The following is a 14102-nucleotide window of genomic DNA, read 5'->3' as shown; positions in this document are numbered from 1 at the left end:
CTGGTGACCGCGTCTACCCCCTCCGAGATTCTGACTTCCGAACCTCTGCTTCGGGTAGCCACCACCTATCTGCGCCCGTCTGACCTCGAACTGCTGGAGCAAGCATTCCACCTGGCGGCCCGCGCCCATGAGGGGCAATTCCGCAAAAGCGGTGAACCGTACCTCATCCACCCCCTCTCCGTGGCCGTCATCCTGGCAGAATGGCACCTCGACCCCCAGGCCCTGTGCGCCGCACTGCTCCACGACACGGTCGAGGATACGGGCACGACCACCCAGGAGATCATGGAACAGTTTGGCCCTTCGGTGAGCGAACTGGTGGAGGGGGTCAGCAAGCTCGATCGCCTGGAATTCCAGACCGAGCAGCAGGCCCAGGCTGAAAACTTTCGCAAGATGCTGCTGGCGATGGCTCGGGATGTGCGGGTCATCCTCATCAAACTGGCAGACCGACTGCACAACATGCGCACGCTGGGGGCCATGAAATCCGACAAGCAACGGCGCATTGCACGGGAGACCCTCGACATCTACGGCCCCATCGCCAATCGTCTGGGCCTCCACAAACTGTATCAGGAACTGGAAGATCTGGGCTTCCGCTACCTCTACCCCAATCGCTATACCGTATTGAGCAAGGCGCTCAAGGCGGCAAGGGGCAACCGGCGCGAAGTGGTGGGCAAGATCCTGAGTGCGCTGGAACAACGTCTGGCCTCCTTCGGCCTGGATGTGTCCATCAAGGGCCGGGAAAAACATCTGTCCAGCATCTATCAGAAAATGCAGGAAAAATCCCTATCCTTTTCGCAAGTACAGGACATCTATGGTTTCCGGGTCATCGTGCCGGACCTGCCCAGTTGCTACCTCGCCCTGGGCGCATTGCACACACTTTACAAGCCAATTCCCGGGAAATTCAAGGATTACATCGCCATTCCGAAATCCAATGGCTATCAATCCCTGCACACCACTCTGTTCGGTCCCTTCGGGACGCCCGTGGAAATCCAGATCCGCACCCAGGACATGCACAAGATCGCCGAGTCCGGCGTGGCTTCCCACTGGCTCTACAAGTCTTCCAATACCCCCTTGAGCGATGTCCAGAAAAAAACCCACCAATGGCTCCAGTCGTTGCTCGAATATCAATCGGAAAGCGGAGATGCCGTAGAATTTCTGGAACACATCAAAGTCGATTTGTTTCCCGATGCCGTTTACGTCTTCACACCCAAGGGAACCATCAAATCCCTGATCCGGGGGGCAACAGCCGTGGATTTCGCCTACGATGTCCACACGGATATCGGCCACCACTGCGTCGCTGCCAAGATCAACGATCAACTGGCCCCCCTCCGTACCATCCTGAACAATGGGGATCGAGTGGAAATCATTACAGAGGCCGAGGCCAGCCCCAACCCGGCCTGGCTCAATTATGTGGTCACTGCCAAGGCACGTGCCAAAATCCGCCATTATCTGCGTACTCTGCGCCACGAAGAGGCCGAAGTTCTGGGAGAGCGACTGCTTCATCAGGCCCTGCGCGCCCTCAACGCAGACCCGGCCACGCTCACGGCAGATCAGTGGGAACAGCTGCTGAAAGGAGATCGTTGCAAGACCCGGGAAGAAGTGTTGGCCGAAATTGGTCTGGGGAAGCGCCTGAATATCGTGGTCGCCCGATCCCTGCTCCCCAGGAACGGGGATACCGTCCCCACCACGCCTGAAACGCGCACGTCCATCACCATTCGCGGAAGTGAGGGCATGGCCGTGCAATTTGCCCCCTGTTGTCGTCCCATTCCGGGAGACCCGATTATCGGACTGATCAAAAAGGGCCAGGGATTGCTGATTCACACGCAGGATTGTCAGAATATCCGCCAGTCTCGTATCGACCCGGACAAATGGGTGGATGTAGCCTGGGAAAACAACAGCGGTCAACTGTTCGAAGTGGCGATCAAGTTACTGGTCCTCAACCGTCGCGGGGTTCTGGCCACGGTTGCCTCGGCCATTGCCGAGGCGCATTCGAACATCGACAGCGTCACCATTGCCAAGGCCGATGGCACCTATAGCGAGATCAACTTTACGGTCCAGGTTCAGGATCGTGCACACCTGGCCACTTTGATGCAAAATCTTCGGGAAAATCCCGATGTCGTCCGTCTAACCCGCGTATAAAACCCCTCGGAGTTCCATGTCTAAAACCATTTTATCCACCCCAGCCGCACCCGCCGCCATCGGCACCTATTCCCAGGCCGTCCAGGCAGGGTCCACCGTCTACCTGTCGGGGCAGATCGGGCTCGACCCCACCACCATGACCCTGGAAGAAGGCATCGACGCCCAGATCGAACGGGTCCTGACCAACCTGCAGGCAGTCACCCAGGCCGCCGGGGGGAGTTTGAATGATCTGGTTCGAGTCACGGTATACCTCACGGACCTGGCGAATTTTTCCAAGGTCAACGAAGCCATGGCCCGACACCTGAGCGCCCCTTACCCCGCCCGCGCCGCCGTGGGCGTAGCCTCGCTACCGCGTGGGGCTTTGGTGGAGATGGACGGAATCATGGTCCTGGCGTGACTGGAGCGGGTGAAGGGAATCGAACCCTCGTCTTAAGCATGGGAAGCTTCTGCTCTGCCATTGAGCTACACCCGCACCGAACTTGAGCCCAGATTCTAACCGATTTACCGTGAATTGTCCCGCTCTCCCCTCGACTTTCTTCGCGCAGACGCTGGTGGCCTGGCAAGGTCAACACGGTCGCCACGAACTTCCCTGGCAAGGCACCCGGGAACCCTACCGGATCTGGGTTTCGGAAATCATGTTGCAGCAAACCCAGGTCGGTACGGTCATTCCCTTCTACCAACGCTTCATGACCGCCTTTCCGGAGGTGATCGATCTGGCCCGCGCGGACCTCGAAACCGTGCTGGGCCACTGGTCCGGTCTGGGATACTATGCCCGTGGTCGCCATCTGCACCGTGCAGCCCAGAAAATCGTCCAACAGGGATTTTTCCCCCGATCCCCCGAAGAACTGCAAAAACTCCCGGGCGTTGGGCGTTCCACCGCCGCCGCCATTGCCGTATTTGCCTACGGACAGCGAGCGGCCATTCTGGACGGGAACGTCAAACGTGTCCTGGGACGTTTCTTTGCGTTGGACACCCCGGAAGACGCCGGTTTATGGGCACTGGCCGAGTCCCTGTTGCCGGATCAGGATCTGGAGACCTATACCCAGGGTTTGATGGATATGGGGAGCCTGCTCTGCACGCGCACACGCCCCCGCTGTGCGGCATGCCCTCTCCAGACCCAATGCCAGGCATACCTGCGCGGAGAAACTCAACGTTATCCCACCGCGCGCCGAAAAACCGTCCGATCCGAGCGCCATCACCGTCTCCTGTTGCTGTGCACACCTGACGGACGGTGGTTGATGGAAAAACGCCCCATCCCTGGCGTATGGGGTGGGTTATGGAGCTTCCCCATGGAAGTCAGTGACTCACGACCGGCAGGCCACTCCCTGACACTCGACCTCGTGCCCTATCCAGAACTCGACCTTCCTCCCTTCATCCACCGTCTCACCCATTTCGACTGGCACCTGACCCCGTGCGCCTTCAAGGTCAGCGGTGCCGTACCTTCACCCTCCGACACGCCCGGGCACTGGAAATCCCTTTCGGACCTGATGACCCATCCTCTCCCGACACCGATTCGCCAACTGCTCCATACCCTGTCCACAAAACAAACGGGGCACTGTGTAGAATGATCCCATGAGATCTTTCCTCCCAACCCTATGAAGGAAGCCTTTCAACGCGCGCGGGACGTTCGCGTCCTGGTTGGTCTGATCCTCATCGCCTGGATTCTGTCTTTCGTGATGCTGATCAATTGGCGGAGTGAAAGTCGGTCACAGAATCGCGAAGAAATCAAAACCCGCGTTTCGCGCATACTTGCCCTCGAAGAACTCACTGAGGAAGGTCAGGTCAGTTTTCAGCGTGAAATCCACGAGTGGAAGAACGTCCTCCTGCGCCAATATGATCCGACGTTGCGCCAGAAACACCTGACGGCCTTCCTCCAGGCCCAGGAAACCACGCAAGAATTACTGGATGCGGCCCAGATCCTGGCACGGGAAGAACAGATGCCCGAACTGGCCGAATTCCTGCAAATTTCCATTTTTCACCGCACCCTTTCCCTCTCCTACCAAGCCTCCCTGATCCATCTCGATGCCCATGATCCCCTTTCTTTCCGCCTGGTGGACCAACAGGTGCGCGGTCTGGATCGCCCCATGGACGATTCGCTGCGGAAGTTGGCGGGACAAATTGCCGAATATGCCAGCCGCCAGGTAGATGAACTGGATCGCCTGGGGAACGGCGAAAATCGTTGGTGGCATCTCTGGGGAAAGTACTTCGTCGCGCTTGAAATCCTGATCATCCTGGCCTTCATGCGCCTCATCCAGTTGGCGCAAAGCACCGAACTCAAGGGACGACGAGCCGCCGTCATCATGGATTCCATCAATGATGCCATCATCGTGACCGATCCCGAATGCCGCATCCGTTTTGTCAACCAGGCGGCAGAGGCGCTGCTGGAAAATTCCCAGGAAAAACTCAAGAAGAATTTTTTCCAGCAGCAGGTCCAACTGACCGATGAGCATCTCGCCCCCGTCCCCGACCTGCTGTTACAGGTCATTCAAAACCGTCAGCGCGCCTCCTCCGGTGCCGTACACCTGTTGCATACCCCAGCGGGGAAACTTGTTCCGGTAGAAAGCCGGGCCGCCCCCATCCTGACGGAAAACAATCAACTGGATGGGGTCGTCACTCTCCTGCACGACATGACGATGTACCAGGAGCTGACGCGACAAATCCAGACCCAATCCTTTCGTTTTCAACTGGTCTTTGAACAAACCGGGATCGGAATCGCCTTCTGTGAACCCCACAGCACCAGGATCCTTGAGACCAACCAGCGGATGGCCCACATCCTGGGCGCTCAGACCCCCGCACAAATCGTCGGACATCACTTCACCGAGTTCTATGCCGACGTGCTTCATGCCAATACCCCAAGTGGCCATAATGCCTTTTTGAAGGGGTTGGAGCACATGGTTCTGGAGGCGCGGGGATCCGATGTTCAACTGCTGGACCTGACCGGGCAGCAACGACGTTGGTACCACCAGACGGTGGCCTATCTGCACGACCCTGAACGGCATATTCCCAGTCAGTTGGTTTTCGTATTCTGGGATGTCGACGACCGCGTCCAGCTTCAGACCCGGCTGGAAATTCAAGGCTCGCGCGACCAGCTCACTGGTCTGGGGAACCGTTTCCTGTTTCAATGTGCGATTGAAAGTGCCCTGAACCGTGGGACGTCGTCGGAACAGGAAAATTCGTTTTGCATTCTGCTGATCGATCTGGACAATTTCAAAACCATCAATGATGCACGGGGTCATTCCGTAGGAGACAGCCTGCTCAAGGAGGTGGCCCTGCGTCTCACCCAGACGGTCAGGGACTATGATACGGTGGCCCGTCTGGGCGGAGATGAATTTGTGATCCTTTTGAGCCATGGCCAGGAAAATTCAGCCATCGCAGTGGCAGACAAACTTTGCCACGCCATTGCCCAGGAATTTCTGGTGGAAGGACAGCGTCTCCACACCTCCTGCAGCATTGGCATCAGCACGTTTCCTGAGCATGGCCGGGAATACGATGTGCTGCTACGACGTGCGGACATGGCCATGTATCACGCCAAATCTCTGGGAAAAAACCATTTTGCCCTGTTTTCCGATGCGTTGGAACGGGAAGGCATGGAACACTGGCAACTGGATACGGAATTGCGCGAAGCCCTGAAGCGCCATGAATTCGAATTATACTTCCAGCCAAAAATCAGCCTCGATACAGGCGCCATCTGCGGTGCTGAAGCATTGATCCGCTGGAATCACCCGGTGCGCGGACTCCTGGCCCCCGACATGTTCATCCCGCACGCCGAGCGCTCCGATCTCATCATCGGGATCGGGAACTGGGTCATCCAGGAAGTCTGCCGACTCCTCCACCGGTGGGATCTCATGGACATCCCGCCGCTCGAAATCAGTTTCAATGCCTCGCCCCGTCAATTGCTGGAACCTCTCTCATTGATCGATCAGATCAAAGAAAATCTGGCCCGTTTCTCCGTCCTGCCCCAGCGACTGACCATGGAAATCACGGAAACCGCCCTGATGCAGGAAAAAACCTGGGAAACCGCCCGCGAAGTCGTCAAACTCGGCATATCGATCTCCCTGGACGACTTTGGCACGGGCTATTCGAGTTTGTCGCTTCTCCAGAAACTGCCTTTTTCCTCATTGAAAATCGATCGTTCCTTCGTTCGGGATTTCATCGACAACCTCACGGATGACACACTGGTTCGAGCCATCATCGGTCTGACGCACGATCTGGGAATGGAAGTGGTCGCGGAGGGGGTTGAAACTCAAAACCAGGCCACCACCCTGTCCCGGTATGGATGCCGGATCGGCCAGGGGTACTTCTTCTCTCCACCGCTTCAGGAAACCCAGTTCCTGGACTACCTGAATTCCCCCCTGAAAGACTCCTGAGACGGGCAGCCTATCGCCCTCCTTCGCCGATCCTTTCCACCCCGCGGTCCAATTCCCGATGAATGACCCGGGTGGACTGATACTGGGAGAAATGGCGGGCCAACTTCTCGGCAAAATAGACCGAACGGTGCTGTCCTCCCGTACACCCCAGGGAAACCGTCAGGGCCGCGCGATTGTCCCTGATGAAATCAGGCATCCAGGAAGTCACAAAAGTTTGTAAATCCGCGAACATGCGTTGCGCGATGGGCAGATTTTCAAGGAACCTGATCACTGCAGGGTCCCGTCCCGTCAATGGACGCAGGTGAGGATCATAAAATGGATTGGGAATACAACGCAGATCAAAGACGAAATCGGCGTCGAGCGGAATACCGAACTTGAATCCGAAGGACTGAAAGAAAAGGGTGAGTCGGGCCGGGTCCAGATCCACGAAATCACGCACCCAGGCCCGCAGGGTATTGGGTGTGATATGCGTCGTATCAAAACGGCGGGCCAGATCCGCCACCCCGGACAACAGGTCCCGTTCCAGGGCAATGCATTCTGCAAGGGAATGCTGATGGAGCGCCAGGGGATGGGGACGACGGGTTTCCGAAAAGCGTCGGACCAGATCCTGATCGCTGGCTTCCAGATAGAGCAACCGGACATCCAACCCATTGTCACGCAGGGTCTGGAGCGCCTCAGGCAGGTTATTCAGGGCATTTCCGCCGCGCACGTCGAGGGTCAGGGCAATCTGACGCTCGCCCCGCGCCACCAACTCCTGTAATACGAAAACCAGAAAGGAAAGAGGGAAATTGTCCATGGCAAAGTAACCGGCATCTTCCAGCGCGCGCAGAGCCACGGATTTTCCCGACCCCGACAACCCGCTGATCAATACCACCTTGGACGTAATCGCCCCTGGTTCACCGGGATTCATGAGACTCGCCCTGGGCGCAGGATTCCTGCATGAATTGTTGCTGACGATCGATAAATTCCTGGGTACTGTTGATCCCCCGCTGTTCCAGAATGAAATTGCGCGTGGCCGCTTCCACCAGTACCGCCAGATTCCTCCCCACCGCCACGGGCAAGACCACCCGGGGAACAGCCACGCCCAGTATGGATTGAGTCTGACGCCCCATGGGAAGCCGTTCGCAGGTATTCAGATCGCCCCCGGACGGCCGCTCGAGATGCACGATCAATCTTAAATTCTTACGAGGACGGACCGCCGTTTCCCCAAAGATGGAACGGATATTCAACAACCCCAGTCCGCGGACTTCAAGAAAATCCCTCAACAGGGGAGGACAACGCCCCTGGAGGGTGTCTGGAGCGATGCGGTAGAACTCCACCACATCATCGGCCACCAGTCCGTTCCCACGCGAAATCAATTCGAGGGCCAATTCGCTTTTCCCCACCCCCGAATCCCCGGTAATCAGCACCCCCACCTCGAGAATCACCATGAAAACACCGTGCAGGCTTTCCTGCTCGGCCAACTCCTGACTGAGGTAATGCCGTATCTGGTTGATGACCGAGGTACTGTCCGCGTTCGACCCCATGACGGGGACACTTCGCTGTTCCGCTCTTTCAGCCAGAGCGGGCAACAATACACACCCTTCGCTGAGAAAAATGGCCACCAGTTCGGAAGAAAAGATACCCTCCCAGGCCCTCTCCAGCGCTTCTTCGTCCAGGCCCTGCAAATAAGCCATTTCATGGGCGCCCAGGACCTGAAAACGATGGGGATGCGTCAAATTGAGGTGAGCAATCAGACCCGCGGTGGAATCACTCAGGGCACCGACGGTAACCACCCGGAGTGCCCCTTTCTGACCCGCCAGCCAGCACAGGTCGAGTCTTTCCCGATTGTCCGTAAAGAGGCGTTGAACGCTAACCGAGGGCATGGGGTTGAGAAAGCGCCTGGATCACATCCAGGGGGTCCGTGACGGACAATAGGTATTGGCGCAGGGATTCGTCGCTGAAGAGTTCGGAGATTTCCCCTAAAAGGCGCAAATGCAGTTCATTCGCATGTTCTGGAACCAGCAGGGCAAACACCATGCGCACGGGCTGACCATCCGGTGCCTCAAAAGGGATTTCCGTCGACAGGCGCAGAAATGCGGCGAACGTGTCTCGCACCCCTTTCATGCGCCCATGGGGCAGGGCAAAACCATGACCCAGCCCCGTGGAGCCCAACTTTTCACGATTGAACAGAGCGTCGAAGACCTGACTGCGCGGTAACTGGTCATGATTTTCGAAAAGTATCCCGATTTGCTCAAACAACCGTTTTTTGCTGGTCACTTCCAGATCGAGCAAAATATGGTCGGGTTTGAGCAACTGGTGAAGTCGAGGAACGACGCTTCCCACAGCAGATCACACCCCGTTGGCCAGGTGTTTCAGCGGCTGGCCATTCCGCTGGTCACTTTGACGTTCCTTGTGCTTGATGATTTGACGATCGAGCAAATGGGCAAGGTCATCGATGGCTTCGTACATATCTCCCTGGGAAGTATGGACAAAAAAGTCCTTGCCGTTGACGTGGACGTTGGCTTCCGCGTTGTGCTTGAGTTTCTCCACTGTCAGCACCACGTTGATGTCCAGTGGATGTTCGAAATGGCGTTTGATTCGCCCAATTTTCTCCTCCACATGATCGCGTATCGCAGGGGTGACTTCGATGTGTTGCCCAGTGATAGTGACTTTCATCTTGTTCTCCTTGAAAATGTACAACTCACAACGACTTGCGCAAACTGGCGGCAGAAAGATGCATGGCCTCACGATACTTGGCCACAGTCCGCCTTGCCACCTGAAACCCCCGCTCGCCCAGCAAGTTTGCAATACGCTGGTCGGACAGGGGACTTTTGATATCTTCCTGATTGATCAACTGACGGATCAGTGCCCGAATGGCAGTGGAGGAGGCCGCTTCGCCGCTGTCCGTCCCCACATGGCTGCTGAAGAAGTATTTTAATTCGAACAAACCGCGCGGAGTCAACAGATACTTCTGGACGGTCACGCGCGAAATGGTAGATTCATGGAGCCCCAGCGCCTCGGCAATTTCGCGCAAGACCAGGGGTTTCATCCCGATCTCTCCCCGTTCCAGGAAATCCTTTTGTCGCTCGACCACGGCACAGGCTACCCTCAGGATCGTGTCGAAACGTTGCTGAATATTCTTGATCAACCAGCGCGCTTCCTGCAATTGTTGGGACATGGAGTGGCCCGGAGTCCCCTTCTTGAGAATGTTGGCATAGACCTGATTGACACGCAGACGCGGCATCACTCCCTCATTCAGCGATACACTCCAACCCCGCTCCGTTCGCCGCACGATCACGTCGGGCACGACATAGCGCGTTTCGGTCGCACTGAACGCCGCCCCTGGACGAGGATCGAAGTGCTGCAACATCTGCTGCAACTCCCTGACCTTGCGCTCCTCGATGCCCAGCGCCCTCCTCAGGCGAGTGTATTCCCGTTGGGCCAGCCATTCAAGGTGATCGAGCATTTTTTTGCCCAGTCGTTTATCCTCTTCGGTCGCCTGGCTGGCCAGCAATTGCAGTTCCAGACATTCACTCAAGGTGCGCGCCCCGATCCCTGCGGGATCCAGGGACTGTAGAATGCGCAGGGCCACCAGCCATTCGGATTCTTCCACCTCCCCAAGTTCGCCGGAGACGCTGGAATTCAGGTCAATGAAAGCGTAGCGCAGGTAACCATCTTCGTCCAGGTGATCGATCAGCGTGGCCACCAGTTCCTGATCGCGTTCCCCGAGGGGCATCAGGCGCACCTGCCCCAGGAGATGATCGCGCAGGGAGAGTGGAACCACGCGCAGATCCTGTTGTATCCCCTCGTCCTCATCTTCGCCCTGCCCGCCCTGGCCGGTGCCGCTTCCTTCTTCGAAACTCCAGGATTCCTGCTCGACCTCGGCCGAAGGGGAAGGTCCCGAGTCGACGGAATCGGCAGATTCAAACGCGCCGGGCTCCGAATCAACCGCGCCGTCTTTCCCGTCGACACGTTCCAGTAGGGGATTGAGCCGGAGAAACTCCTCGACTTCCTGTTCCAACTCCTGCGTGGAAAGTTGCAACAATCGAATCGACTGCTGCAGTTGCGGCGTCAGGGCGAGTTGCGTCGTTTGCTTGAGCTGGAGTTGGACCTTCATGGTTCACAACCGGAAATTTTCACCGAGATAGACCTTTCTGACACTTTCATTGTAGACGATTTCATCGGGCTTTCCCGCAGCCAGGACCCCTCCCTGATTAATAATATAGGCTCGATCGCAAATTCCCAGGGTTTCGCGCACATTATGGTCGGTGATCAACACCCCGATCCCGCGATTCTTGAGAAAGCGGATGATCTGCTGAATATCCATCACGGCGATGGGGTCCACGCCGGCAAACGGTTCATCCAGCAAAATGAAACGGGGTCGTGTCGCCAGGGCACGCGCAATTTCCACGCGCCGTCGTTCTCCCCCGGACAGACTGACAGCGGCACTGTCGCGCAAATGACTGACGTGCAGTTCCTCCAGCAATTGATCCAGTTCCTTCTGGCAATCAGATTCGCTCAGGCCACGAAGTTCCAGGACAGACCGAATATTCTCCGACGCCGTCATGCGCCGAAAGATCGAGGCTTCCTGCGGCAGATAGGAGAGCCCCATCAGGGAACGGCGGTGAATGGGATAGGCGCTGAGACGGGTCCCGTCCATGTAGATTTCACCGCCATCCAATGGCACCAACCCGACGATCATATAGAAACAGGTCGTCTTTCCGGCCCCATTGGGGCCCAACAACCCCACGACTTCCCCGTTTTCCACGGTCAGGGAAACATCCTTCACCACCTGGCGGGCGCGATAGCGCTTGACCAGATGCTCGGCGCGTAACTGGCTCATGGGGATAAATCCGTATCCTGTTTCAGAATGAGGGGAGAAGAAGTCTTCTCTTTGTCTTTGGTCACTGCTGCAGGCACTGGCACCGTGCCCCCCTTACCCTCAGGTTTCTTCTGCTCGTCCTTCTTTGCCGGTTGCAATACCACATGCACGCGCCCAGGCGCCTTCCCTTTTTGTGCCTCGGACTCTCCGTTGGCACGTAGAAACTCCGTCCTGGTGTCATAGGACAGGTAGTCTCCCTTGATTTCATCCTTACCCTGATGCACCACGGCATGGTCGAAGAGTTCGATCCGTTCGATCTTTCCGTTGTATTCCACATGCTGTGCCTTGCCATCCACCCATTCGTCGACGCCATCGCGTTTCTGCCGGAAGGTGACCGGATTGCCGAAAGCCGACGCATATTTCATGCCCTCCGGGTCTTCGCGAACCGTCATATGGTCTGCGGTCATGTGGATCGTTCCCTGTGTCAAAACGACATTCCCTTCGAAATAACTCACTTTTTTAGTGTCATCTGCAGTCATGCGATCCGCGTCGATATTGACCGGTTGGTCATGATCCGACTTTTCGGCATGAACGGCCGTCACAACTCCGGCCAGCACCCCGCTAAGGATGACGAGGCGCAGGATGGTAGAGAAGTTTGGCATGGGTGAAATGGGCCACTTTGGTTTTGTTGTCAACGATCATCGAATTAGCGACCAGCCGATCCTGGCCATAAGTCACCACCACCGGCTGATCGGTCTTTTCGATACCCCGTTGAGGATAGGCCGTCAAAATACTGGTCGTCATCACTGTCGGGGGTTCTTCGGGCGTGGGTTGACGGGTAACCACCACGTGTCCGGTAAACACCACCTCGTCACGGGGTTCGGAGCGCACCGCCCGCTCGGAACGCACATCCACCGGGGGGCCACTGGATTCATAGGAGGTAAACAGAACCGTCTCGAAATGAGAAGTATCATCGTCCGGGTAATGTACCATTTTAGACGCATCCAGGGTGTAACGAATCTGTCCGTTTTCGCCCAGTTGCAGGGCAGAAAAGTGAGACATGATGAGATCGGGTACGTGGCGGACGGATTTCTCTCCCCACGCGCCTCCCTCTTCGACCACCCGCCATAGCCAGGTGGTGACCATGGCCAACAGCAGGACCACGACCACCGGTACCCAGGCCTCCAGATTCTGAATCAGTCGGCCCATCGTTCCAGTACTCGGGCCCACTCCCCCCGTGCCTGCAAAAGCCAGGTTGCCGCTGCCCGGGCCGCCCCCATCCCTCCCCCCACAGGGGCCACCCAATGAACTGCAGCCCGAATCTCCTCCGGGGCTTCCGGGACGGTCAGCGCCAGAGCAGAGCGACACAGAACGGACAGGTCGGGCAAATCATCGCCCATGTAAGCCAACTGGTCCCAGCGAAACCCCAGATCGGAGAGCAGGGTATCCATGACCTGGCGCTTGTCATGAACGCCCTGAAACACATGGGTGATGCCCAATTCTCGGGCGCGCAACGTCACGATGGGAGACTGGCGCCCTGTGACGAGGGCCAGCGTCAAACCTGCCTGCTGCAACAACTTCAACCCCACCCCATCACGCGAATGAAACGATTTGGTTTCGTGCCCTTGTTCATCGAAGGTCAAGGTTCCCGGTGTCAGAATCCCGTCCACGTCAAATCCCACCAACCGTATCTGACGGGCCCGTTGCACAAGATCTTCGGCGGATAACTTCATGGGTTCCTGTCAAACAATTCCGTGCCGCAGGAGATCGTGCATGTTGAACGCACCCACCAAACGCTTCTTTTCCACCACGCACAACCCAAAAATCCGCTTGTCCTGCATCACCTGAGCCGCGTTGGCCGCAAGTTCGTCCGGTCGAGTAACCACGGGATGGCGGGTCATCCACTGGCTGACTTCCTGTTCCAGCAAATTGGCGGTGCCGGTTTCAAGCGCGCGCCGCAGGTCTCCATCCGTAAAGATTCCTTCGAGACGATCGTCGCTCCCCACCACCGCCGTCATCCCCAGGCCCTTGTCCGACATGACCCGTAAGGCTTCCGCCACGGTTGCCTGATGCGTCACCCGGGGAACACGCTCCCCCTGATGCATGACGTCCTGAACCGCCAGCAACAGGCGTTTCCCCAACGCCCCGCCGGGATGCGTTCGCGCAAAGTCATCGGCGGAAAACCCGCGCGCCTCGAGCAAGGTAAGGGCCAGCGCATCCCCCAGCGCCAGAACGGCCGTGGTGCTGGCCGTCGGTGCCAGATTGAGGGGACAGGCCTCACGCTCCACCCGAACTTCGAGGTGCACATCAGCCAGACGAGCCAGACGGGAGCGCGCGTTTCCGGTCAGCGCCAGAATGCGGGTACCGCGTCGCTTGAGCAAAGGGGCAATGGCCAGCAACTCATCGCTTTCTCCTGAGTTGGACAGAGCCAGCAGCACATCCTCAGCGATGATCATGCCCAGATCCCCGTGGCTGGCCTCGGCCGGATGCATGAAAAAGGCCGGACTGCCCGTACTGGCCAGGGTCGAGGCAATCTTGCCGCCAATGTGCCCGGACTTGCCCATGCCACTGACCACGATCCGCCCCCGACAGCCCAGAAGCAAGTGATGAGCGGCCACGAAATGTTCATCCAGACGGCTGGCCTGGTACTGGATGGCCGCGGACTCGATCTCCAGAATGATACGCGCCATGGACAACAAGGTGTCGGGTGAGAGGAGAGGCAGGGAATCGGGATGAGCATTCATGATTCACGGATTATACTTGAGGGCAAGAAGGGTGTGAAACTCGACCTCTCT

Annotated in this window: 14 protein-coding genes and 1 tRNA gene; 4 read left to right on the top strand and 11 right to left on the bottom strand. The window is 57.4% G+C overall.

Going from position 1 to position 14102, the window contains the following annotated elements; genetic code table 11:
- Positions 1-3: 3 nt before the first annotated feature.
- Together M6F29_RS00725 and M6F29_RS00720 are read left to right on the top strand one after the other, a co-directional pair.
- Positions 4-2136: a RelA/SpoT family protein gene (locus M6F29_RS00725; RefSeq protein WP_298156581.1), complete on the top strand. Its 2133-nt coding sequence runs from the start codon at positions 4-6 to the stop codon at positions 2134-2136.
- A 16-nt stretch (positions 2137-2152) separates the two neighbouring features.
- Entirely contained in the window at positions 2153-2533 is a 381-nt protein-coding gene (locus tag M6F29_RS00720; protein WP_297455245.1) for a Rid family detoxifying hydrolase, read from the top strand.
- A 1-nt stretch (position 2534) separates the two neighbouring features.
- On the opposite strand, the gene M6F29_RS00715 is transcribed toward M6F29_RS00720, so the two are convergent.
- Positions 2535-2608, bottom strand: a tRNA-Gly gene (locus M6F29_RS00715).
- 34 nt (positions 2609-2642) lie between these two features.
- On the opposite strand from M6F29_RS00715, the gene mutY reads away from it, so the two are divergent.
- A complete protein-coding gene (gene mutY / locus M6F29_RS00710) occupies positions 2643-3704 on the top strand; it encodes an A/G-specific adenine glycosylase (protein WP_298156579.1) in 1062 nt (353 codons plus the stop codon).
- 27 nt (positions 3705-3731) lie between these two features.
- Positions 3732-6503 (top strand): EAL domain-containing protein, encoded by a 2772-nt coding sequence (locus M6F29_RS00705; protein ID WP_298156576.1) that lies wholly within the window; start codon positions 3732-3734, stop codon positions 6501-6503.
- A 10-nt stretch (positions 6504-6513) separates the two neighbouring features.
- On the opposite strand, the gene rapZ is transcribed toward M6F29_RS00705, so the two are convergent.
- From rapZ to M6F29_RS00655, 10 genes are read right to left on the bottom strand one after another with little or no spacing between them, the layout of a single operon-like run.
- On the bottom strand, positions 6514-7413 hold the full coding sequence (gene rapZ / locus M6F29_RS00700; RefSeq protein ID WP_297479613.1) for an RNase adapter RapZ: 900 nt from the start codon (positions 7411-7413) through the stop codon (positions 6514-6516).
- Positions 7400-8368 carry an HPr(Ser) kinase/phosphatase gene (hprK, locus tag M6F29_RS00695; RefSeq protein WP_298156574.1) on the bottom strand — a complete coding sequence of 323 codons (969 nt, stop codon included), beginning with the start codon at positions 8366-8368 and terminating at the stop codon, positions 7400-7402. The genes rapZ and hprK overlap by 14 nt, the downstream gene beginning before the upstream one ends.
- On the bottom strand, positions 8355-8828 hold the full coding sequence (locus M6F29_RS00690) for a PTS sugar transporter subunit IIA (RefSeq protein ID WP_298156571.1): 474 nt from the start codon (positions 8826-8828) through the stop codon (positions 8355-8357). Before M6F29_RS00690 ends, hprK begins: the two co-directional genes overlap by 14 nt.
- Before the next feature lie 6 nt (positions 8829-8834).
- Complete coding sequence (gene hpf / locus M6F29_RS00685) at positions 8835-9161, bottom strand: ribosome hibernation-promoting factor, HPF/YfiA family (RefSeq protein WP_297455609.1); 327 nt, start codon at positions 9159-9161, stop codon at positions 8835-8837.
- A gap of 25 nt (positions 9162-9186) precedes the next feature.
- Positions 9187-10602 (bottom strand): RNA polymerase factor sigma-54, encoded by a 1416-nt coding sequence (locus M6F29_RS00680; protein ID WP_298156568.1) that lies wholly within the window; start codon positions 10600-10602, stop codon positions 9187-9189.
- 3 nt (positions 10603-10605) lie between these two features.
- On the bottom strand, positions 10606-11328 hold the full coding sequence (gene lptB, locus M6F29_RS00675; protein WP_297455605.1) for an LPS export ABC transporter ATP-binding protein: 723 nt from the start codon (positions 11326-11328) through the stop codon (positions 10606-10608).
- Positions 11325-11969 (bottom strand): lipopolysaccharide transport periplasmic protein LptA, encoded by a 645-nt coding sequence (lptA, locus tag M6F29_RS00670; protein WP_298156565.1) that lies wholly within the window; start codon positions 11967-11969, stop codon positions 11325-11327. Before lptA ends, lptB begins: the two co-directional genes overlap by 4 nt.
- On the bottom strand, positions 11929-12516 hold the full coding sequence (lptC, locus tag M6F29_RS00665) for an LPS export ABC transporter periplasmic protein LptC (RefSeq protein WP_298156562.1): 588 nt from the start codon (positions 12514-12516) through the stop codon (positions 11929-11931). Before lptC ends, lptA begins: the two co-directional genes overlap by 41 nt.
- Positions 12504-13040, bottom strand: coding sequence for a KdsC family phosphatase (locus tag M6F29_RS00660; protein WP_297455598.1), 537 nt, complete (start codon positions 13038-13040; stop codon positions 12504-12506). The genes lptC and M6F29_RS00660 overlap by 13 nt, the downstream gene beginning before the upstream one ends.
- A 9-nt stretch (positions 13041-13049) precedes the next feature.
- Complete coding sequence (locus tag M6F29_RS00655) at positions 13050-14051, bottom strand: KpsF/GutQ family sugar-phosphate isomerase (RefSeq protein ID WP_298156557.1); 1002 nt, start codon at positions 14049-14051, stop codon at positions 13050-13052.
- Positions 14052-14102 lie beyond the last annotated feature (51 nt).

It is taken from the genome of Ferrovum sp. (genome assembly GCF_027317285.1).
Taxonomy (GTDB): Bacteria; Pseudomonadota; Gammaproteobacteria; order Burkholderiales; family Ferrovaceae; genus Ferrovum.
This window is presented reverse-complemented; position numbering and strand designations above follow the sequence as displayed.